This is a genomic window from Burkholderia sp. Se-20373 (assembly GCF_017104705.1).
GTDB lineage: Bacteria > Pseudomonadota > Gammaproteobacteria > Burkholderiales > Burkholderiaceae > Burkholderia.
In genome coordinates this window covers 1-21016 of record NZ_JAAGPH010000137.1, presented here as the reverse complement: position 1 = coordinate 21016, position 21016 = coordinate 1, and the positions used below count along the sequence as shown (strand labels likewise).

Annotated in this window: 14 protein-coding genes and 1 pseudogene; 5 read left to right on the top strand and 10 right to left on the bottom strand. The window is 68.3% G+C overall.

Annotated features, from left to right (window positions below; genetic code table 11):
• The 6 genes and pseudogenes from G3N96_RS30975 to G3N96_RS30950 form a co-directional block, all read right to left on the bottom strand.
• Positions 1–1787, bottom strand: a pseudogene (locus G3N96_RS30975) (glycosyltransferase family 4 protein); the annotation flags it as partial.
• Between the two features lie 2 nt (positions 1788–1789).
• Complete coding sequence (rffA, locus tag G3N96_RS30970) at positions 1790–2947, bottom strand: dTDP-4-amino-4,6-dideoxygalactose transaminase (RefSeq protein ID WP_206139547.1); 1158 nt, start codon at positions 2945–2947, stop codon at positions 1790–1792.
• Positions 2948–3006: 59 nt separating this feature from the next.
• A complete protein-coding gene (locus tag G3N96_RS30965; RefSeq protein WP_124582326.1) occupies positions 3007–3654 on the bottom strand; it encodes a class I SAM-dependent methyltransferase in 648 nt (215 codons plus the stop codon).
• Positions 3655–3664: 10 nt separating this feature from the next.
• Complete coding sequence (locus tag G3N96_RS30960; RefSeq protein WP_206139546.1) at positions 3665–4387, bottom strand: WbqC family protein; 723 nt, start codon at positions 4385–4387, stop codon at positions 3665–3667.
• Positions 4384–5769, bottom strand: coding sequence for an FAD-binding oxidoreductase (locus G3N96_RS30955; RefSeq protein WP_206139545.1), 1386 nt, complete (start codon positions 5767–5769; stop codon positions 4384–4386). The genes G3N96_RS30960 and G3N96_RS30955 overlap by 4 nt, the downstream gene beginning before the upstream one ends.
• Entirely contained in the window at positions 5766–6551 is a 786-nt protein-coding gene (locus G3N96_RS30950) for a class I SAM-dependent methyltransferase (protein ID WP_124582330.1), read from the bottom strand. The genes G3N96_RS30955 and G3N96_RS30950 overlap by 4 nt, the downstream gene beginning before the upstream one ends.
• A 406-nt stretch (positions 6552–6957) precedes the next feature.
• Here G3N96_RS30950 and G3N96_RS30945 point away from each other — a divergent pair, with 406 nt between their 5' ends.
• The 3 genes from G3N96_RS30945 (at position 6958) to G3N96_RS30935 (ending at position 13668) form a co-directional block, all read left to right on the top strand.
• Entirely contained in the window at positions 6958–8745 is a 1788-nt protein-coding gene (locus G3N96_RS30945) for a tetratricopeptide repeat protein (protein ID WP_206139544.1), read from the top strand.
• A 241-nt stretch (positions 8746–8986) separates the two neighbouring features.
• Positions 8987–11185 (top strand): tetratricopeptide repeat protein, encoded by a 2199-nt coding sequence (locus G3N96_RS30940; RefSeq protein WP_206139543.1) that lies wholly within the window; start codon positions 8987–8989, stop codon positions 11183–11185.
• Complete coding sequence (locus G3N96_RS30935) at positions 11182–13668, top strand: tetratricopeptide repeat protein (RefSeq protein ID WP_206139542.1); 2487 nt, start codon at positions 11182–11184, stop codon at positions 13666–13668. The genes G3N96_RS30940 and G3N96_RS30935 overlap by 4 nt, the downstream gene beginning before the upstream one ends.
• Before the next feature lie 241 nt (positions 13669–13909).
• On the opposite strand, the gene G3N96_RS30930 is transcribed toward G3N96_RS30935, so the two are convergent.
• The 3 genes from G3N96_RS30930 to G3N96_RS30920 all read right to left on the bottom strand — a co-directional run bounded on the left by G3N96_RS30930 (position 13910) and on the right by G3N96_RS30920 (position 16666).
• Positions 13910–14206: a flagellar protein FliT gene (locus G3N96_RS30930; protein ID WP_124584413.1), complete on the bottom strand. Its 297-nt coding sequence runs from the start codon at positions 14204–14206 to the stop codon at positions 13910–13912.
• Positions 14207–14235: 29 nt separating this feature from the next.
• Positions 14236–15654 (bottom strand): flagellar filament capping protein FliD, encoded by a 1419-nt coding sequence (fliD, locus tag G3N96_RS30925; RefSeq protein ID WP_206139541.1) that lies wholly within the window; start codon positions 15652–15654, stop codon positions 14236–14238.
• Positions 15655–15847: 193 nt separating this feature from the next.
• Positions 15848–16666 (bottom strand): flagellin domain-containing protein, encoded by an 819-nt coding sequence (locus G3N96_RS30920; RefSeq protein WP_011350581.1) that lies wholly within the window; start codon positions 16664–16666, stop codon positions 15848–15850.
• Positions 16667–17210: 544 nt separating this feature from the next.
• Between G3N96_RS30920 and rpsU the strand changes: the two genes are divergently transcribed.
• Entirely contained in the window at positions 17211–17423 is a 213-nt protein-coding gene (rpsU, locus tag G3N96_RS30915; protein ID WP_006401410.1) for a 30S ribosomal protein S21, read from the top strand.
• Positions 17424–17577: 154 nt separating this feature from the next.
• Here the strand turns inward: rpsU and G3N96_RS30910 are convergent, their stop codons facing one another.
• Positions 17578–19701, bottom strand: coding sequence for a TonB-dependent receptor (locus G3N96_RS30910; protein ID WP_206139540.1), 2124 nt, complete (start codon positions 19699–19701; stop codon positions 17578–17580).
• Positions 19702–19927: 226 nt separating this feature from the next.
• Here G3N96_RS30910 and G3N96_RS30905 point away from each other — a divergent pair.
• Positions 19928–21016 (top strand): PepSY-associated TM helix domain-containing protein (locus G3N96_RS30905; RefSeq protein ID WP_241022905.1); only part of this gene is annotated, 1089 nt, incomplete at its 3' end.

Here is a 21016-nt window from a genome sequence, read left to right as displayed (position 1 = left end):
CCGTGGACAACCGGGCAGCCTTGCGCCGGCGTGGCGACGAGCACCGTGGCCGCGCCGGCCGCCGAGCATTCGAGCCATGCGCGCGGCGGCGCGTCGTCGCGCAACGTGACCGGCGCCGCGACCAGCGCGATGTCGAGGTCCGCGCGCTTCAGCGCGTCGGCGTAGCTGTCGTAAGGGGCAGGCTCCGCGATCAGCGTGACGTCGGGTTCGCGGTCCCACCCGGCCGGCAGCGCCGCGCCGACGAACGACACCCGGAGCTTCCCCGGAAACCGGCGGCGGAGCTCGGCCAGCGCGTGGCGGACCTGCTCGAGACGCACGCCGTCGAGGCCGGTGCCGGAAACCGCGAGGTTCACGTGGTCGCGCACGCCGGGCGCCGCGCGGTGCAGATGCTCGAGATCGACGCCGGTCGGCAGCGCGTGGACCGACGCGTTGACATGACGGTACTCCCGCACCAGTGCTTCCGACGGCACGACGATCGCATGCGCGCGCTGCACGGCGCTGCGGATGCCTGCCTTGCGGCGCGCGTTGTCGGCCGCGCCGGGGAGGTCGGCGAGCAGCGTGTCGAGCGGCACGTCGATGTCGAGGACGACCGGCTTGCCGAGCGAGAACAGGTGTTCCAGCGTGGCGGCGGACAGCAGGCCCGGCGTGTCGCCCTGCAGCACGATCAGGTTCGCGCGCTGCAGCGCGTCGGGATCGATGCCGGCTGGCGTGACAGGGAACGTCAGCGCCCATTCGCGGTCCAGCCGCGCGAACGGCTGCGCGAAGCGCAGGCTGGTGCGCGCGTGGTCGGCCGGTTCGGCGGTGATGACCGCGATGCAAGAGCGTGACGCGGACGCGGGCTGTCCCTGGGCGGCGGCGCCCGTCGCGACGGCCTGCGCATCCAGCTGGTCCGCGTGGGCCTGGGTCCGCTCGACGAAGTTCTGCAATTGCTGCCAGAACGTCTCCTCTTCCTTCAGGTAGACGCTGCGCGCTTCGTGAACGGTGGCCTTTGCGTGGGCGATCTCGTGTTCGTCGAGCCCCCATGCGATGCCCTTGCCGTCCATCACCCACCGCGTCGGCTCCGACAGCGACGCGTCGTTCATGATGCACACGACCGGGCAGCCGCACAGCAGCGCTTCGAACACGGCGGTGGACCATTCGTACATGTACACGCACTCGACCTGTCGGAACAGCGCCGCGAGTTCGTGCGCCGAACGTTCCGGCACGCGGGTCGAGATTTCGATCGACTCGGCGGTGACCGGATGCAGCGTGCCGCCGCGCCGCAAGTGGCGATTGATGAAGACGGCCGTGCCGTTGCGGCGGGCGTCGTCGACACCGTCGCTGTTGAAGATGCGCGTGTCGACCAGCGGCATGCGCAGCAGCTCCGCCTGCCATTCTTCGGGCACCAGCGACGGCCCGAACGTGAAGACGAGGTCGTCCGGCTGCAGGGTGATCGGTTCGCCGTTGATGCGGCCGGGCTCGGCCAGCAGGTAGCGCACGACGCAGCGCGCGTTGAACGGATTGCCGGTGACGACGTCCGGGTAGACGACGATCGGGCTGCGATTCGCGCGGGCGTGCGCCTGCGCGATGTCGTTGGTCAGCGGCGGCGTGCGCAGCTCGGGATGCACGACCGCCGTGCAGACGTACGCTTCTTGGCCGAGCAGGTTCAGCACGTGGCACAGGTAGTGCATCGCGCGGATCCCGCCGGAGGTTTGCCGGAAATTCGGCGCGAGGATGTAGTACGGGTGGTCGAGTCGCGTAAAGATGCGCGAACCGCCGTGCGCCAGGCCAGGTGTGGGAATCGTCATCGTTATCGGGTGCGGTAGAAATCGAAGACCACGTCGAGGATGCGATCCTGTTCGGCTTCGGTCATGTCGTGGTACAGCGGCAGCCGGACGAGCCGGTCGGCGACGAGGTCCGTCACCGCCATGCCGGACCCGCAGCGCCCGTAGCGCTGGCCGGCCGGCGAACTGTGCAGCGGCACGTAGTGGAACACCGCGTTCACGCCCACCGCGCGGATCTGCTGCAGCAGTTCGGTGCGTTCGGCGAGGTCGCGTGCGAGGAAATAGAACATGTGGCCGTTGCCGCGCTCGGCGAGCGAAATCGCGGGCAGCTCGATCAGCCCATCCGCGTGCAGCGGCTGCAGCGCGTCCTGGTAGCGCTGCACGGTCGCACGCCGCTGCGCGGTGATCACGTCCGCGTGCTCGAACTGCGCGTACAGGAACGCCGCGATCAGCTCGCCCGGCAGGAACGACGAGCCGACGTCGACCCAGGTGTACTTGTCCACCTGCCCGCGGAAGAACTGACTGCGGTTGGTGCCCTTCTCGCGGATGATCTCCGCGCGCTCGACGAGGCGCGGGTCGTTGACCAGCAGCGCGCCGCCTTCGCCCGAGATCACGTTCTTGGTCTCATGGAAGCTGAGGCACGCGAGGTGGCCGAGGCTGCCGAGCGGCTTGCCGTGCCACGTCGACTGCAGCGCCTGGGCAGCGTCCTCGATCACCCACAGGTCGTGGTCCGCCGCGAGCTGCCCGATCACGTCCATGTCGCAGGCGACGCCCGCGTAGTGCACCGGCACGATCGCACGCGTGCGCTTGGTGATCGCGGCGGCGATCTGCGTCTCGTCGAGGTTCAGCGTGTCGCGGCGGATGTCGACGAACACCGGCGTCGCGCCGCGCAGCACGAACGCGTTGGCGGTCGACACGAACGTGTAGGACGGCATGATCACTTCGTCGCCGGGCTGCACGTCGGCGAGGATCGCGGCCATCTCGAGCGCGGCCGTGCACGAGTGCGTGAGCAGCGCGCGCTGGCAGCCGATGCGCGCTTCCAGCCAGCGGTGGCAGAGCTTCGTGAACGCCTGGTCGCCGGCGAGGCCGCCCTGCTCGACCGCCTTCGCGATGTAGTAGAGCTCCTTGCCGACCACGAACGGGCGGCCGAACGGAATGCAGTCGAGGTTGGGTGGGCCGAACATGGTCAGGCTCCGCGTCAAGGGGTGGGACGTCCGGCCGCGCGGCTCGCGCGCGGCGCCGCTCAAATGTCCTTGCGGACGAGAATCGTGAATTCGTACAGGCCGTAGTCGTGCAGCAGCGCGACGTGGCGCGAATAGCGGCGCTTGCAGCGATCGAACAGCGCGCACGGGTCCGCGTAGTACAGGAGGTCCGGGCGCATGAACGGCGGATCGGAATACGACGTCAGGCAGTTGAACGAGAAGCCCAGTCGGCTCGTCGCGTGCAGCGTGTCGAGCGTCGCGTGGATGTAGTCGAGCCACGCGTCGTCGCCATGACCGCGCCTGACGTTGAAGATGCCGGATGCGATCCCGTAGTCCGACGCGGCCTGCGGCACCGCGCCGACATGAAACGCGACGTTCGCGTCGTCGCGGTAGCGCTGCCGCGCGGCGTCGACCATGTCGGACGAGATGTCGTAGCCCGCATACGCGAAGCCGTCCGGCAGCGCGCGCGCCTTCAGGAAATCGACCAGCGCGCCGTAGCCGCAGCCGATGTCGTTCACCGAGTGCCCGCCGGACGCGGGCAGGATCTTCGTCAGTTGTTCGAAGCGCAGGAACTGGCCGGTTTCGCCGTTCCAGTCGACGCCGCGCGCGGTCGCGCCGTGCTCCGCCAGCCGCGCGCTGTAGTACGCGGCCACTTCTTCCAGCAGGCTCGCATGCGGGGATTCGCTCATGGACATCGCCTCAGTCTTTCGAGGTCAGCGCGTACCGGCGCGCTTCGGGACCGCAGTTGAACAGCACGTCGAGCACCGTCACGCCGTGGACGAAGTCGCCCCACTGCTGCGGATACTCGGGATAGGCCGGATAGTCGAACCAGCGCACCGCGATGCCGGCATCGGCGAACAGGTTCTCGTCGAGGTAGCTGCGCGCGGCCGGGCCGGACAGGTACTCGGTCGCGCCCGCCTGCACGCACAGGTTCAGCAGCTTCTCGGTGCGGTCGCCGTGCAGCGCATAGTCCGACGTCGACGACACGCGCGTGCCGATCTCAAGCTGCCGGAGGACCCACGTCAGCATCGCGACATTCAGCTCGCTCAGCATCCCGTAGGTGCGGCCCGTGTAGAGCGCTTCGAGCTCGTCCGCATAGCGCGCGAAGTGCGGCGCGCGCGCGTAGTTCTGCAGCAGGGCCTTCCAGTGCAGCGGCGCCCAGTCGGCGCCGTCGATCTCGGTTTCGCGGATCGACTGGTGATACTTGCCCTTCACCTTCACCGGCACGCTCAGCCATTGCACGCCCTGCGGCGTCTTGATCTGGTTGCGGTTGCGCCAGTCGCGGCGCGTGTACTGCGCGTCGTCGTAGAGGATGAACTCGTCGCTGGCGGCGATCAGGTCGAAGTAGCCCTTCCACGGAATGTAGTTGGACTGGACGATCGCCACCCGCTTCGCGTCGCGGTTCATGGTCGCACCGCTCATGCCGGAATGTGGCCGTACCGGTACATGTCGACGAGCTCGGGCGGAATGCCCCAGTTCGTCGCGCCCAGCTTGTCGTGCAGCGCCTCCAGGTCCGTGCGGATCGCGTTCTGGAGCTGTTCGACCATGCGGTTGCGCGCCGGCACGAAGTCGTGCTGGTACGCGGCATTGATCTGATGGCGTACCGTCTTCGCGATCGCGGCCTCGCGCGTCATGTTGCGGATCAGCGGGCGTTCGGGTGCGAGTTCCGCGTAGCGCGGATCGATCGGCTCGCCGCGCATCGCCGCGACGAGGTCGCGGCACAGCACCGGCGACAGGTGGAAGCCGTCGCGCTTGGTGCCGCCGAGAATCCACAGGTCGCGCACGCTGGTTTCGCCGAACAGCGGATACAGGTCGGACGTCGTCGGCCGCCAGCCGACGTTGACGTTGAGCAGGTTCGCGCGCGAGAAGCGGGTGTTGATCTGGTCCATCGCCGACTTCAGCAGCGTGTACGCGCTGCCGGCGTGGCCGTGGTCGTGCGGCACCGGGCTGATGTAGTTGCTGGCGCCGACGAGGGTCCGGTCAGGCCCGTGCGGCGCCGAATACACGCCGCACGCGAGGCCGCGGTTGGTCGTGCGCACGCAGTGCGTGTGCACGTTCTCCGTGCTCTGCAGTTCGATCGACATGCCGATGCCGTAGAACATCCGCTGCACCGGCAGCTCGGGCAGGCTCGCCTGCAGCACGCGCGTCACGTTGGCGCCGTTGCAGAGGATGAAGCGGTCCGCGCCGAGCACGCTGCCATCGGACAGGCGCGCCCCGGTGACGCGTCCGGCCGCGGTGTCGAGCCGCTCGACCTCGGCGTCGATGAAGCGGACGTTGCCGGCTTGCGCGACCGACTCGGTCAGCGCGTCGAGAAACTGTTTCGGATTGACCCAGCCTTCGCGCTTCAGGAAGACCGCCTTCAGCGCGCGATAGCGCGGGTCCGGATGATAGTTCGGGATGCCTGACGGATCGACCGCCTCGCAGGGCTCCTCGAATTCGTGGCAGAACCGCTGCATGGCCGCGAAGTTCTCGTCGTCGAGCGCGTCGGTCGCCGCGTTGTTCAGCACGAAGGTGCCGAAGCCGTACGCGATCGCGCGCGCCGGCGTGCAGATTTCGGCGAATACGGCGGGCCACGCCGCCGTCGCGCCGCGGCTCAGCTCGAACTTGAAGCGGTCGATCGGCGTGCCGAGCGAGTCGCCTTCCAGTTCGGTAAACGAATTGAGCATCGCTGCCGCGGCGCGCGTGGCCGAGCCGGGCCGATGCGCGTGGCCGACGATCACGAGCTCGACGCCCGGGTCCGCCCGCTGCCATGCGCGGGCCGTCATCAGGCCGAGAATGCCGTTGCCGAGGATCGCGATTTTCATTTTCGTGTGCCTCCACCCTCGGGGAATGACAGGTAGCACAGCGACGGATAGGCCGCCGCCTTGTGGATCTGGTGCGGACGGTTGCCGAGCAGGTCGCGCAGGTAATGGACGCCTTCCGCGGGCAGCTGGCCGCCGCGGGTGAGCTGCCAGAACGCGACGATGCCGCCGGGCACCAGCCGCTCCATCACCGCGTCGAACGCGTGCCGGGTCGGCTCGATCACGTTCAGGTCGAACCATGCGAGCGCGACCATCTCGCCGGGATGCGCTTCGCCGAATGCCGCCAGCGTGTCGCGGCAATCGCCTTCCCACACGTGGTGCTTGTCATGCACGTGCCCCATCGCGTTGCTGCGCTCGTGCAGGTTCAGCAGCTTGCGCAGCAGGTCGGCATACTCGCCGGACAGCGAGTACGTGCCGTCGGAGAACAGCTTGCGGTCGCGCGTGTCGTGCTCGGCGAAGCCCGTGTAGCCGGTGAACGTATCGAATGCGTGGATGCGGCGCTGGAAGTTCAGCGGCTCGAGAATCGCGCGGAAGTTCTCGCACAGCACGGCGGTCTGCCCGCGCCACGTGCCGAGATCGAGGATCGCGCCCGGCAGCGGCACGATTTTTTGATAGATCTCGAAGGTCGCGAGCATGCGTGCGAGGAGCGAGCCGCGCACGAACAGGCCGAGCGACCGTTCCAGTTCCTCGCGCGTCGCGGGGTAGGTCTGCATCAGGTCGAACAGTTCGCGGCGCGCCGCGAGCTGATCGCCATCTGCGTTGGTGATGATCGCTGATTCGTGCATACACAGGGCTCCAGGCACAAAGGGTGTGGCCGGACGAGCGCGCGTCGGCGCGGTGGCATCGGAATGCGCAACCGTTCGAGCGTCGCAGGTCGGTCATCTTTCTGCGATCAAGTCTAGCGAGCGCCGCCAGGATCGAATGTCGGATTAGCGGGTGGTTTCACCCCGCATTTCGATGGATTCGCGGGTGTCCGGCGCGCAGTCAGGGCGGCCGCGGGTGCGGCTCGCAGTCGCGGGAATTGCGACCAATTCCAGCACCTGCTCGCCCAATTGGAACGCGGCGTGCGCGGGGAGAATCCGGATACGTCGGAGACCGTCGGTGCGTGCGTCCGCGGGCGAAGGCGTGCGCCGACGCAGCGGTGCCGGCCGCGATTCGAATCCCGTATTGGCTACCAGGACGACTTAGCTCATGATGCCCACCTCCCCCGCCGCCGCCACGATCGAACAGGCGCTGGCGCACCATCAGGCCGACCGGCTGGAAGAGGCCGAGACGCTGTACCGGCGGATCCTCGACACCGATCCCCGGCACGCGGACGCGCTTCACCTGCTCGGCCTGATCGGCCATCAGTACGGGCGCTATCAGGAGGCATCCGACCTGATCATGGCGGCGATCGAGGTCAGGCCGGACGCGATGTACTACTACAACCTCGGCAACGTGATGCAGGCGGACAACCGTCACGCCGCCGCCGCCGAGTGTTTCCGTCTCGCCATCGAGCTGCGACCCGACTACGTCGATGCGTACAACAACCTCGGCAACGCGCTGCGGCTCGCCGGCGACGCCCGCGCGGCCGTCGATGCGTTCTGCCAGGCCATCGCGCTGAAGCCGGACAACGGCCAGGCCTACAACAACCTTGCGAATGCGCTGTTCGACCTGAACGAGATTCCGGCCGCGCTCGAGGCGTACCGGCACGCGGTTGCGCTGCGCCCCGAACTGCCGGAGCCGCGCAGCAACCTGCTGTTCGCGAGCCACTGCAGCGAAGCGTTCGATCAGGACGCCTATCTCGCCGAGGCCGCGCGCTACGACGAAGTCGTCACGCGGGGCGCGACGCCGTGGACGGACTGGCTCGTCGACCTGACCGCCCGCGCCGGGCGGCCGCTCAAGGTCGGCATCGTGTCGGGCGACCTGAAGGCGCATCCGGTCGGCTATTTCATCGAGAGCATGCTGAAGCATCTCGACGCGAACCGGATCGAGATGCATGCGTACCCGACGCGCGACGTCGAGGACGACGTGACCGCCCGCCTCAAGCCGGCCTTCGCGACGTGGACCTGCATTGCCGGCCTGAGCGACGAAGCGGCGGCCGCGCGTGTCCGCGCGGACCGCATCGACGTGCTGCTCGATGCGGCGGGCCACACGGTCTACAACCGCCTGCCGCTGTTCGCGTGGAAGCCGGCGCCGCTGCAGGCGAGCTGGCCCGGTTATTTCGCGAGCACCGGCGTGCGCGCGATCGACTACGTGATCGGCGACCGTCACGTGCTGCCGCCCGCCGAGGCCGCGCATTTCACCGAGCGGCCGTGGCATCTGCCGGACAGCTATCTGTGCTTCACGCCGCCGGCCGAGCCCGTCGACGTCGGCGCGCTGCCGATGCTCGCGAACGGCCATCCGACCTTCGGCTATTTCGGCAAGCTCGCGAAGATCACCGATCGCGTCGTCGCGGTCTGGTCGCGCGTGCTGCAATCGGTCGCGGGCGCGAAGCTGTTCGTGAAGGCGGAGCATCTCGACGATCCGCGCGAGCAGCAGGCGCTTGCCGCGCGCTTCGCGGCGCACGGCATCGACGCGCAGCGGCTGATCCTCGAAGGCCGCTCGCCGCGCGCCGAATACCTGGCCGCGTACCGGCGCGTCGACCTGATGCTGAGCCCGTTCCCGTATCCGGGCGGCACGACGACCGCCGAAGCGCTGTGGATGGGCGTGCCCGTTCTGTGCCGGCGCGGCGAGCGTTTCCTGTCGCACATCGCCGAGAGCCTGCTGCATGCGGCGCGGCTGCCCGAGTGGATCGCGGACGACGACGACGCGTATGTCGCGAAGGCCGTCGCGCAGGTCGGCCAGCCCGCCGAGCTGGCGGCGCTCCGCACGACGCTGCGCGCGCAGGTGCTCGCGTCGCCGCTGTGCGACGCGCCCCGCTTCGCGCGCCACTTCGAGGACGCGCTGCACGGCATGTGGGCGCAGCACGTCGAAGCCGCGCCGGGCGCATCCGCGTGAAGCCGCTCACGACGTGACGTGCGTGCGCATTTCCACGCCGGCGGCAGGCGGAACATGGCGCCCCGCGCGCTGAACGCCGCGCCGGCCGGCGTGATCGTCGTTCCGGCCGGTGGCACGTGCGCGACACCGTCGTCGGGATGGCGCGCGACGGGATGGCGGCGCGGGCCGTGACGATCGGGCACGGCGGCAGGCTGATCGACTTCGGACGCGAACCGCATCGCTATTGAGCAGAGCAGACGAGATGGACGGAACAGGACAGGCATTGCAGGCGGCGCTCGCGCATCATGAGGCGGGGCGTCTCGCCGAAGCGAAGACGCTGTACGGCGCGATCCTCACCGCGCAGCCGGGCCAGCCGGACGCGCTGCATTTCCTCGGGCTGCTGGCGTGCCAGCTCAAGCAGTACGACGCGGGCATCGCGCTGATGGAGCAATCGCTCATCGAGCGGCCGGACGCGTCGTATTTCAACAACCTCGGCAACATGCTGCGCGAAAGCGGCCGGCTCGACGAAGCGATCGCGCACTATCGGCGCGCGGTGGCGCTGCGGCCGGACTATCCGGAGGCGCACAACAACCTCGGCAATGCATTGCGCGACGCGCGCGAACCGACGGCCGCGATGGCGAGCTGTGCGCGCGCGATCGAGCTGCGGCCCGGTTACGCAGAGGCGTACAACAACCTCGGCAACGCGCTGCAGGATCTGGGCGACCTCGACGGCGCCGCCACGCACTACGGCCGCGCGATCGAGCTGGACCCGTCGATGGCGATGGCCCACGCGAACCTGAGCGCCGTGCGTCACAAGCAGCTGCGCTGCGCGGAAGCACTCGCGCATGCGCAGGACGCGATCCGGCTCGCGCCGACCCTCGCCGAAGCGCACAACCACGCGGGCAACGCGTATCACGGACTGGACCGGCTCGACGCGGCACAGGCCAGCCATCGCACGGCCGTCGCGCTGAATCCGGCGGACGCCGGCGCGTGCCACAACCTGTCCGTCGTGCTGCTGAAGCTGCAGCGGCTCGACGAGGCGCTCGTGTACGGCCGGCAGGCGTTGCAGGCCGGCCCGCCGGCCGTGTTGATGCACGTCAATCTCGGCGACATCCTGCGCGCACAGGGCAACGTCGATGCCGCGGTCCACGCGTATCGCGATGCGCTGGCGCTGGTGCGCGACGACGCCGACGACGTCGCGGCGACCGTGCTGAACCGGCTGCTGTTCAGCGCGGCGGCGTCTGCTTGCGTGAACCCCGCCGACTACCTGGCCGACGCGCGGCGCTACGGCCGGCACCTGGCCGCGCGTTCGACGCGTTATGCGCACGATCCGCGCGAGCGGGCCGTGCGCGCGCAGGGGCGGCGACTGCGTGTCGGCTTCGTGTCCGGCGACCTGCGCCTGCATCCGGTCGGCATCTTCCTGGAAAGCGTGCTGGCGCACCTCGAGCGCACGCGCATCGACCTGCGCGTGTACGTGACCACGGACGAAGAGGACGCGATCACCGCGAAACTGAAGCCGCACGCGAGCGTCTGGCGTTCGATCGCCGCGCTGGGTCCGGAGGCGGCCGCGCGGATGATTCACGACGACGAAATCGACGTCCTCGTCGACCTCGCGGGCCATACGCAGTCGAGCGGGTTGGCCGTGTTCGGCTGGAAACCCGCGCCGGTACAGGCGAGCTGGCTGGGCTTTTTCGCGTCGACCGGCTGCGACGCGATCGATTACTTCATCGGCGACCGCTACACGCTGCCGGACGCCGAAGCGCATCACTTCGTCGAGCAGCCGTGGCGGCTGCCGGACAGCTTCCTGTGCTTCACGCCGCCGGCCTGCGACGTCGAGGTCGGCCCGCTGCCGATGGCGGCGCGCGGCCATCCGACGTTCGGCTGCTTCGGCCAGCTCGTGAAGGTTGGCGACGACGTCGTGCGCGCGTGGTCGCGCATCCTGCACGCGCTGCCGGACGCGCGGCTGCTGCTCAAGGCGCACGAACTCGGCCGCGAGGGCGTGCGCGACGCGACCGCCGCGCGCTTCGCGCGGCATGGCATCGATGCGAACCGGCTGATCCTCGAGGGCGGTTCGCCGCGCGCGGAATACTTCGGCGCCTATCACCGCATCGACGTCGCGCTGAGCCCGTTCCCGTACCCGGGCGGCACGACCACCGCCGAAGCGCTGTGGATGGGCGTGCCGGTGCTCGGCATGAAGGGCGGCCGCTTTGTCACGCACATCTGCGAAAGCGTGCTGCACGCGGCGGGCATGGGCGAATGGGTCGCTGACGGCGAGGCTGCCTACGTCGCGAAAGCGATCGAGGCGGTGCGCGACCGCGAGCGGCTCGCGACGCTGCGCGCGGGGCTGCGTGCGCAGCTACTCGCGTCGCCGCTGTGCGACGCGCGCCGGTTCGCCGCGCATCTCGAAGCGGCGTTCATCGGCATGTGGCAACGCTATACGAACTCGGAACACGAAGCATGAACGATATCCACGACACGCTGCAGTCCGCGCTGGCGCATCACCAGGCGGGGCGTCTCGCCGAAGCGAAGACGCTGTACGACGCGATCCTCACCGCGCAGCCGGGCCAGCCGGATGCGCTGCATTTTCTCGGGCTGCTGGCGTGCCAGCTGAAGCAGTACGACGCGGGCATCGCGCTGATGGAGCAATCGCTCGTGGCGCGGCCGGACGCGTCGTACTTCAACAACCTCGGCAACATGCTGCGCGAAAACGGCCGGCTCGACGACGCGATCGCGCACTACCGTCGCGCGGTGGGGTTGCGGCCCGACTATCCGGAGGCGCACAACAACCTCGGCAACGCATTGCGCGACGCGCGCGAACCGACGGCCGCGATGGAGAGCTGTGCGCGCGCGATCGAGCTGCGCCCCGGTTACGCGCAGGCGTACAACAACCTCGGCAACGCGCTGCAGGATCTGGGCGAGCACGAGGCGGCGGCCGCGAGCTACGCCAAGGCGGTCGCGCACCAGCCGCAATACGCGGATGCGTACTGCAATCTCGGCAACGCGCTGCATGCGCAGGAGAAATTCGACGATGCCGCGAATGCCTATCGTCGCGCCATCGCGCTGCAACCGGGCTTCCGTGTCGCGCACCAGGGGCTGAGCGCGACGCTGCGCGCGGCAGGCGACCTGCGGGGTGCGGTCGACCATGCGCGCGAGGGGCTCGATCCGGGCGACGCGGACGCGCACTGCGTACTGGCCAGGCTGCTGCAGCGCATGAGCGAGTTCGACAACGCGGCCGAACTGCTCGAGCGGGCGATCGCGATCGATCCCGCGCATGCGCGGGCGTGGGCCTGGCTCGGCGACCTGCGCAACCAGCAGGGCGAATACGGGCAGGCTCTGCAGGCGTGCCGGCACGCGATCGAGCTCGATCCCGAACTGGCCGATGCGTACAATTTCCTCGGCTACGCGTATCACAACCTCAACCGGCTGGCGGCGGCGGAACTGAGCTACCGGCACGCGATCGACCTGAACCCCGACGATGCCGACGCCCATCAGAACCTCGCCGCCGCGCTGTTGCGGCTCGAGAAGCTCGACGAGGCGCTGAAGCACACCGAGATCGCGCGGGAACTCGGCATCGATCCGCTGAAGCTCCAGATGACGCTCGGCGACATCCGGTGGACAAAAGGGGATCTCGCCGGCGCGCTGGACGCATTCCGCACGGCGGTTCGGTACGACCTGCATCGCGCGTACTCGCGGATGCTGTTCAACATGTCGAGTTCGCCCGCGTTCGAGCCGCACGAGTGGGTCGCTGAAGCGCGCCGCTACGGCGAACATCTCGAGCGCGACGCGCATCCGTTCGAGCACGACCGCGCGCAGCGCGTCGCGCAGGCGCAGGGGCGGCCGCTGCGCGTCGGCTTCGTGTCGGGCGACCTGCGCCAGCACCCGGTCGGCATTTTCCTGGAAAGCGTGCTGGCGCGGATCGACCGGTCGCGCGTCGAGCCACATGCGTATGTGACGTTCATCGGCGAGGACGACGTGACCGCGCGGCTCAAGCCGAACTTCGCGAGCTGGAAGAAGGTTGTCAGCCTGGGCCGCGAGGAGGCCGCGCAACTGATTCGCGACGACGGTATCGACATCCTGATCGACATGGCAGGCCATACCGACTGGAGCGGCCTGCCGATCTTCGGGCACAAGCCCGCGCCGGTGCAGGCGAGCTGGCTCGGTTTCTTTGCGACGACCGGTTGCCGCGCGATCGACTATTTCATCGGCGACGCGCATACGCTACCGGCCGACGAGGCGCATCACTTCACCGAGCGGCCGTGGCGGCTGCCTGACAGCTACCTGTGCTTCACGCCGCCGCCATACGATGTCGCGGTCGGCCCGCTGCCGATGGCGGCGCATGGCGGCGTCACGTTCGGCTGTTTCGGCAAGCTGGTCAAGATCAGCGACGAGGTCGTCGCGCTGTGGTCGCGCATCCTGCACGCGCTGCCGCACGCGCGCCTGCTGCTGAAGGCCCATGAGCTCGGCGCCGACGACGTGAACCAGGCGACGCTCGGCCGCTTCGCGCGGCATGGCATCGGCGCGGATCGGCTGATTCTCGAAGGCGGTTCGCCGCGTGCGGAGTACTTCGCCGCGTATCACCGCATCGACATCGCGCTGAGCCCGTTTCCGTACCCGGGCGGCACGACCACGGCCGAAGCGCTGTGGATGGGCGTGCCGGTGCTCGGGATGAAGGGCGGCCGGTTCGTCACGCACATTTGCGAGAGCCTGCTGCACGCGGCGGGAATGGGCGACTGGATTGCGGAAGACGAGGCGGCGTACCTCGCGAAGGCCGTCGCGTTCGCGCGCGACCGTGACGGTCTGGCGACGCTGCGTGCGACGCTGCGCGAGCGCGCGCTCGCGTCGCCGCTGTGCGACGCGTCGCGCTTTGCGCGCAACCTGGAGGACGCGCTGCACGGCATGTGGGCCTGCTACGCGTCCGGCGAGACGGCGGCTCCGGACGCGTGACGAGCGGGATCGCGCCGCGGCTGGAAGCCGCGCTCGCGCATCGCCGGGCCGGCCGCCCGGGATGATCGACGTGGCCGTCGAGCGGGCGATGCGGGCGTAGCCGGCGCGATCCGGCTTGCGCTCCCGCCCGCCGGCGAAAAAAAAGCCGCATTGAAGCGGCTCGACGGTACGGCGACAACGGTCCGCTCGACTGGCGGCGTCTTTTAATTCGACCTGCGCGGCGGGCGAGACGCCCGGCCGGTCACAGCAAGCCGGCCTTCTGGTACTGGCTCGCGGCCTTGATTCGCTCCTGGGACTGCGCGAATTCCGCAGCCAGGCGGTCACGGTCCGTCTGCGCATGCTCGGTGATCGACGCGTCGATCGCCATGATCTGCCGCACCTGGTCCAGCCCGTCCGGGGTCTGCTCGCCGGACAGGTTCATCAGCAGCGGCGAGCGTTCGTCGACGAGGGCCGCGACGCGCACCCAGTCGCGTGCGTCGGCCGCCGACTGCATGGCACGGGTGAGGTCCAAGGCGCGGGACAGGGTGTCGTTCGTCATGGTTCGGCTCGGAAGGGGGGGCTGAAGGCTTACTTGTTGTTGGCCAACGCGCCGGAGCTGTTCTGGCCGCCGAACAGCTGGGTCAGGTAGCGGGTATTGTTCGCCATCTGCGCCATCAGCGTGTTCAGCGCGGTGAACTGCGCGGTGTATTGCGTGGTCAGCTGGTTCGAGTAGGTCTGCAGTTGCGTGGCCTGACTCTGCACGCTCGTCAGATCGGCATTGATCGCGGTGGTGCGCTGGTCGATCAGGCCGGACGTCTGCGTGTACGAGGTGATGTTCGCATTGAGCGCCTGGGCGATGCCGTTCGTCTGGTTGAAGATCGCCGCCACCGCGGAGCTGTTCGACTTGAGCGCGGTGGTCAGCGCGGCGGTGTCGACCGACATCGCGCCGGTCGAGTCCACGTTGATGCCGATGCTGCCGAGCGCATAGGTCGTGCCGCCCGTCGTGACGCCGCTGCTGAGCGTCGTCGCGAGCGTGCTCCTGATCGTGTTCAGCATCGCGTCGCCGAGCAGCGGGCCGGCGGTGTTCGCCGTCGAGTCGTAGCTCGACAGCGATTTCGCGGTGTTCACGAAGTTGGTATACGCGGTCGCGAAATTGTTGATCGCGGTCGTCGCCGCGGCCGTGTCCTGCGACAGCGAGATGGTTTGCGTCGTGCCGACGGCGGCCTGCGACAGCGCCAGGGTGACGCCCGTCAGCGCGCCCGACACGTTGTTCGACGCGCTCGACACCGGCGTGCCGTCGATCGTCAACTGCGCGTCGGCGGCCGGGGTGACCGTCGAGTAGCCGGACGTCAGTTTCGAGTTGACGCCCGTGCCCGTGATCGAGATCGTGTTGGCCGCGCCGGTGGCGTTCGACTGCATCACGAGATGCTGGCCGTCCGAACCGGTGATGACCGACGCGGTGACGCCGGCATTACCGGACGCGGAGTTGATCGACGACGCGATGTCGGACAGCGACGCGCCGGCCGCCACGTTGACGTTGAACGCGGGGTTGCTGCCGAGCGTGATGCTCAGCGAGCCGGCCGAGATCGTGTCCGCCGACGTCACGCCGGCCGACGACAGCTTGTTGGCGGTCGCGAGCTGCGTGACATTCACCGAATACGAACCGGCCACCGCACCGCTGCCGCTCGCGACCGTCGTCGCGATGCCGCTGCCGCTCGCCGTCGCGGCCAGGCTGCCGAGCGTGGTGCCGTTCGAGAGGCCGGTGAGCGCGGTCTGCAGCGCGGACAGCGCCCCCTTCAGCTGGCCGATCGCGGACAGCTGCGTATTGTCGTTCGTCTGGCGGGTCTGCAGGGTCTGCAATTGCCCGGCCGTCTTCGCGTTCACCAGCGTCGTGACGAGCGTATTGACGTCGAGCGACGAATTGGTCGCGCCGCTGATGATCGACTGTCCGGCCTGCGACAGGAGGGTGGTGATGTCCGTGCTGCTGACGGGGGTCGTGGTGGCCATGCCGTTGCTCCGGTCGTCCGCGCAATCAACGTGCGCGATGCGGCGGGGCGCCGCGGTTCAATGCAAAGAGGGAGGCGTGCCTCCCTGGAAAATTCTGGTTCGGGCGGTGTCGGCGGCGTCGCGATGCGTTGCATGGCGACGCCGCCGGGCCCGGAGGCGGGCGGGCACGTGGCCCGCCGCGGGTGCTGCTCGATTAGCCGAGGAGCTTCAGGACTTGCTGCGGCAGCGAGTTCGCTTGCGCCAGAACCGAGATGCCCGCTTGTTGCAGCACTTGCGCCTTGCTCAGGTTCGCCGTTTCCGTCGCGAAGTCCGCGTCGGTGATCTGCGAGCGAGCGGCGGTCATGTTGGTTGCCTGGGTTTGCGTCGTCGAGATCGCAGCCTGGAACGTGTTCTGTGCTGCGCCCAGCGTTGCCTGGAACGTGTTGACTTGCTTCAGTGCCGCGTCGATCGCCGTGATCGCCGATTGCGCGCCCGACTGCGTGGCGACGCTCAGGGTGTTCACGCTCATGCCCGTGCTGTTCCAGTTCGCCGTGCCGAAGTCGACGGTAACGACCTGGTTCGCTGCTGCGCCGATCTGGAACGTGACGCTGCCGGTGCCGCCCAGGATGGTCTGGCTGTTGAACGTCGTTTGCGATGCGACACGGTCGATTTCGCCGAGACGCGTCGTCACTTCAGCTTGCAGGTTCGCGCGAGCGCTCGAATCCAGCGAGCCGTCGCCCGCTTGTTGCGCCAGCGTACGGATACGCTGCAGGTTGTCGACCGTCGATTGCAGCGCGCCGTTGGCGGTCTGGATCATCGAGATGCCGTTGTTCGCGTTTGCAACACCTTGCGTCAGCGCATTGATTGCCGCCGTTTGCGACGTCGAGATCGCCAGGCCTGCTGCATCGTCAGCAGCGGTGTTGATGCGCTTGCCCGACGACAGGCGGTTGATTGCTTGCGACAGTGCGCTTTGCGAGCCCGACAGATTCGTCTGCGTCGTCAGCGAAAGGATGTTGGTGTTGATGTTCAGCATTTGCTTCCTCGTTTTGGAAAATGGCTGGGATACAGACAGGTTCTGATTTCGGCGTTGCGCTTTATCGCGACTGGCGCTGCCCCGCCTTTCCTGGTTGACGGCGGCGCCCGGCGAAAACTTTAGAGGGATGTTTGGGTAAATTCGGGACGGAAGGAGGGTTGTCGGCCGAAAGGCCCGCCCGGCTTGGCCGGCCGGGCCGCGGGCAGGCGCGGCACCCGGCCCCGTTCGACGGGGCGAGCGGCCGCGCCACGCGGAGCGGCGAACCGGGGGATGCAAAAGGGTAGTTTTGTCTGTGATTCTCTGCTATGATGGCGGGCTGAATTGAGATTTCTGTCAAGCCTCTGCCGTTTTCGGCATGTCTGCTGGCAGTCAAACGCGGCGCTGCACGCGGTTGTGAAGCGTACTCGCGGTGCTTTCCGCCTCTCTTTTCCGGCCTCCGAGGCCGTATTTCCGCTCGTTTCGCCTGTTTGTGGGGACGCTCGGATGGCCGGTGCGTGGCGCTTGGCCGCTACGTTTTTGACCGTTTAAGCAATTTAGGAACGACATGACGACGATTCTTCTGAAAGAAAACGAGCCGTTCGAAGTGGCGATTCGCCGCTTTCGCCGTGCTATCGAAAAAAATGGCCTGATCGCTGAACTGCGCGAACGCCAGTCCTACGAAAAGCCGACCGCAGTCCGCAAGCGCAAGAAGGCAGCAGCCGTCAAGCGCCTGCACAAGCGCCTGCGCAGCCAGATGCTGCCGAAGAAGCTCCACTAAGAGCGTCTTACGGTTCGCCGCGAAACGGCGGAGCGTGCTTCGAAAGAAGCCGCTCCGCCGTTTTGCTTTTGGGGTTCGGGAAAATCCCGAGGCGGTGGCGGGGCGGCCGTTCCGGCTAGTGGCTGACGGCCGCGGTTTGCGGCCGGCCCGCCGTTCAGAAGTCGATCTTCGCGCTCAGGCTCACCGTGCGCGGGTCGCCCGGCTTCACGTAGTCCGCGTACTGGTATTCCCAGTAACGGCGGTTCAGCACGTTGTCGATCGACGCGCGCAGCGTCACGTCGTGGCGGCCGACCCGGGTCAGGTAGCGCGCGCCCGCATTGACGACGAGAAAGCCCGGCGCGTCGAGGCCGCCGGCCGCGCGCAGCGGCGTCGCGCCGGTGAATTTCGCGTCGACGCCGAGCGTCAGCCCCGGCACGCCCGGCACCGCGTAGCCGATGTCGCCGGCGAGCACGAAACGTGGCGCGCCCGCGACACGGTTGCCGTTGTTGCCGATCCCGTTCGCGTACCACGCGTCGAGCAGCATTGCGTCGACGCCCGCGTGCCAGCGCGCGCCGAATTTCGCGCGCGCACCGAACTCGATCCCCTGGATGATCGATTCGCCGTCCTGCACGTAGACGTTCGCGGCATTCGCGTATTCGGCGCTGCGCTCGATCCGGAACAGCGCGGCCGTCGCGCTCCAGCGCGCATGCTCGCTCTTGATCCCCAATTCGTACTGCTTGCTGCGCAGCGGCTTGAGCACCTGGCCGGCGTTCGCGTAGACGTCGTTCACGCGGCTGCCGGGCTCGAGCGATTCGGCGTAGCTCACGTAAGCGGTCGTGGTCGGCGCGAGCTTGAACATCACCGCGAACGTCGGCGTGACCACGCCGTTCTGGCGGTAGCCGGGATCCTCGACGCCGCTCGCCTGGAACGCGCGCTGCTCGTAGTTCATGTAGCGCACGCCGGCGAGCACCGACCACCGCTCGGTGAGCTGCACGGTGTCGCTCGCGAACAGCGATTTCTGCACGATCTCGCTCGTGCGGTACTGGATGAAGCCGTGCGGGCTGTCGTAGCGGTATGGGTTCGGCGCATACAGGTTGCCGGCGCCGAGCGGCACGAACACGCTGTTCGCCGAATAGTCGTTCGCCTGCTTCTGCCACGACGCGCCGAGCACGATCTGGTGGCTGAACGGGCCCGTGCGCACCTTGCCCTCGACCATCGCGCGCCACTGGCTGAAGCGGTGATCCTCCATCCCGACGTAGCGGCTGTCGGTGTAGTTGCCGGCTGAGTCCTGCAGGTACAGCGTGCTTTCGTTGCGGCGGCGCGTCGCCTTGCTGTAGCTGTACGCGACGTCGAGCTGCCAGTCGGGCGCGAGCTGGTATTGCAGCCCGGCCGTGTAGAGCTGCAGGTTCGTGTTCAGGTACTGGTCCTTGCCGCCGAGGTTCGTCGTGCCGCCGCTGATCGTCGCGGGCAGCGCGCCGCCCGGGTAGCTGCCGGTGAAGATCGACGGCGTCTGGCCCGTCGTGCGGCGGTCCTGGTACAGCGCGCCGAACGTCACCGACAGGTCGCGCGTCAGGTTCGCCTGCAGCGCGAGCGAGACGCTGTCGCGGCGGATGTTGCCGTCGTTGTACGTCTTGCCTTCCTCGTGCGTCGCGTTCAGCCGTGCGCCGAACATGCCGTTCGGCCCGAAGCGCTGGCCGAGATCGACGTGCTCGGTCCACACGTTGGTGCTCCGGTAGCCGACGTCGACGCTGCGTACCGGTTCGACACCCGGCTGCTTCGTCACGTAGTTGACGACGCCGCCAGGCGTCACGAAGCCGTACAGGAACCCGCCGAGCCCCTTCAGCAGCTCGACGCGGTCGAGCTGTTCGTACGGCATCGTGATCCCGTACGTGACGAACGGCAGCCCGTCGATCTTGTAGCCGTTCTGCCAGTCGAGCTGCATGCCGCGCACGGTCATGTAGCTGGCCCATGCGCTGTACGCGCCGCTGTTGTCGGACACCGATGCGTCGTTCGCGAACACGTCGCCGAGCTTGTACGGCTGGCGTGCCTCGAGCTCCTCCGACGTGACGATCGTCGTCGAGAACGGCGTGTCGAGCTGGCGGCGCGTGCCGAGCGCACCGGTGGAGAGCGTGTCGGTCAGGTGCTGCGGCGAGTCATGCGCAGCGGTGACGTTGATGGCGGGCAACGCCGTGGCGCCGCCGGGCGAATCGTCCGCGTGCGCGAGCGACGCGGCAAGGCAGGCAAGGGCGGCGGCCACGCGACGTGGGCGAACGGGAGGGCGGGCGAGGCTGATGATCATGGCGGGTAAGTAAAAATGCAAGTAAGAATCATTCGCATTGAGATAAAATGTTGCGCATCGTATCAAAACCCGTCGACCGCGCAACAATTCCATGCCGCGTACAAGGGCATCCGGCCTCGCCAGCGGCGGCCGGCCGGCTCGTGCGCGGCGCCTGACCTCACATGACCTGCATCCCGTTGAACCGGGGCCGCTCGTGCCGGCCCGCTTTCCTTTCCCAAGGCGCGCGATGAACGCGTTCCTGCGGCCGTTTCTCGTTCGCCTGCATCGCTGGTTCGGCCTCGCGATCGCGCTGTTCCTGTTCGTCGCGGGCCTCACCGGCGCGCTGATCGCGTGGGATCACGAACTCGACGCGGCACTGAACCCGGACTTCTACACCGCCCGCAGCGATGCGGCGCCGCTTGATCCGCTCGCGCTCGCGACGCGCATCGAGGCTGCCGATCCGCGCGTGCAGGTGACCTATCTGCCGCTCGCGATCGAGCCGGGCCATACGCTGCAGGCGGGCGTGATGCCGCGCACCGACCCGGCAACGGGCCAGCCGTACGCACTCGGCTTCAGCCAGATCGCCGTCGATCCCGCGACCGGTGCGGAGCAAGGCCGCCGCGAATGGGGCGCGCTGTCGGTCGCGCGGCTCGACCTGATGCCGTTCATCTACCGGCTGCACTACTCGCTGTTCCTGCCCGTGTACGGCGGGATCAACTTCGGGTTCTGGGTGATGGGCGTCGTCGGCATCGTGTGGGCGATCGACTGCCTGATCGCGCTCGTGCTCGCGTTTCCGAACCCGAAGAGCTGGCGCAAGTCGTTCGCGTTCCGCGTGCGCCGCGGCGGCTATCCGCTGGTGTTCGACCTGCACCGCTCGGGCGGCGTGTGGGTGTGGGGGCTGCTGCTGGTCGTCGCGGTCACGTCGATCTCGATGAATCTCGCCGTGCCCGTCGTGCGGCCGCTGGTATCGCTGGTGTCGCCGCTGGCCGAGACTCCGTACACGAATCCCGAACACTTCCCGCCCGCCGCGCCGGGCAGCACGATGCTGCCGCGCGAGCGGATCGTCGAGATCGCGCGCGCGGCCGGGCGCGACGCGGGTTTCGCCGCGCCGCCCGGCGCGCTGCTGTTCGCGCCGGCGATGAATGCCTATGCGGTCGGGTTCTTCACGCCCGGCAACGATCACGGCGACGTCGGGCTCGGCAACGCGTGGCTGGCCGTGAACCCGTCGCTGATGATCATGGACGAGGCGTTCTCCGCGCTCGATCCGCTCAAGCGCCGGGAAATGCAGGATGTGCTGCTGCAACTGCAGAAGGAACAACGCCGCACGATCATGTTC

Bases quoted from the DNA above. Each gene is read 5' to 3' on its own strand.
- G3N96_RS30945 (WP_206139544.1), top strand. From the start codon at position 6,958: ATGATGCCCACCTCCCCCGCCGCCGCCACGATCGAACAGGCGCTGGCG.
- rffA (WP_206139547.1), bottom strand. From the start codon at position 2,947: ATGTTCGGCCCACCCAACCTCGACTGCATTCCGTTCGGCCGCCCGTTC.
- G3N96_RS30940 (WP_206139543.1), top strand. From the start codon at position 8,987: ATGGACGGAACAGGACAGGCATTGCAGGCGGCGCTCGCGCATCATGAG.
- G3N96_RS30910 (WP_206139540.1), bottom strand. From the start codon at position 19,701: ATGATCATCAGCCTCGCCCGCCCTCCCGTTCGCCCACGTCGCGTGGCC.
- fliD (WP_206139541.1), bottom strand. From the start codon at position 15,654: ATGGCCACCACGACCCCCGTCAGCAGCACGGACATCACCACCCTCCTG.
- G3N96_RS30965 (WP_124582326.1), bottom strand. From the start codon at position 3,654: ATGAGCGAATCCCCGCATGCGAGCCTGCTGGAAGAAGTGGCCGCGTAC.
- G3N96_RS30960 (WP_206139546.1), bottom strand. From the start codon at position 4,387: ATGAGCGGTGCGACCATGAACCGCGACGCGAAGCGGGTGGCGATCGTC.
- G3N96_RS30955 (WP_206139545.1), bottom strand. From the start codon at position 5,769: ATGAAAATCGCGATCCTCGGCAACGGCATTCTCGGCCTGATGACGGCC.
- G3N96_RS30935 (WP_206139542.1), top strand. From the start codon at position 11,182: ATGAACGATATCCACGACACGCTGCAGTCCGCGCTGGCGCATCACCAG.
- G3N96_RS30930 (WP_124584413.1), bottom strand. From the start codon at position 14,206: ATGACGAACGACACCCTGTCCCGCGCCTTGGACCTCACCCGTGCCATG.
- rpsU (WP_006401410.1), top strand. From the start codon at position 17,211: ATGACGACGATTCTTCTGAAAGAAAACGAGCCGTTCGAAGTGGCGATT.
- G3N96_RS30920 (WP_011350581.1), bottom strand. From the start codon at position 16,666: ATGCTGAACATCAACACCAACATCCTTTCGCTGACGACGCAGACGAAT.
- G3N96_RS30950 (WP_124582330.1), bottom strand. From the start codon at position 6,551: ATGCACGAATCAGCGATCATCACCAACGCAGATGGCGATCAGCTCGCG.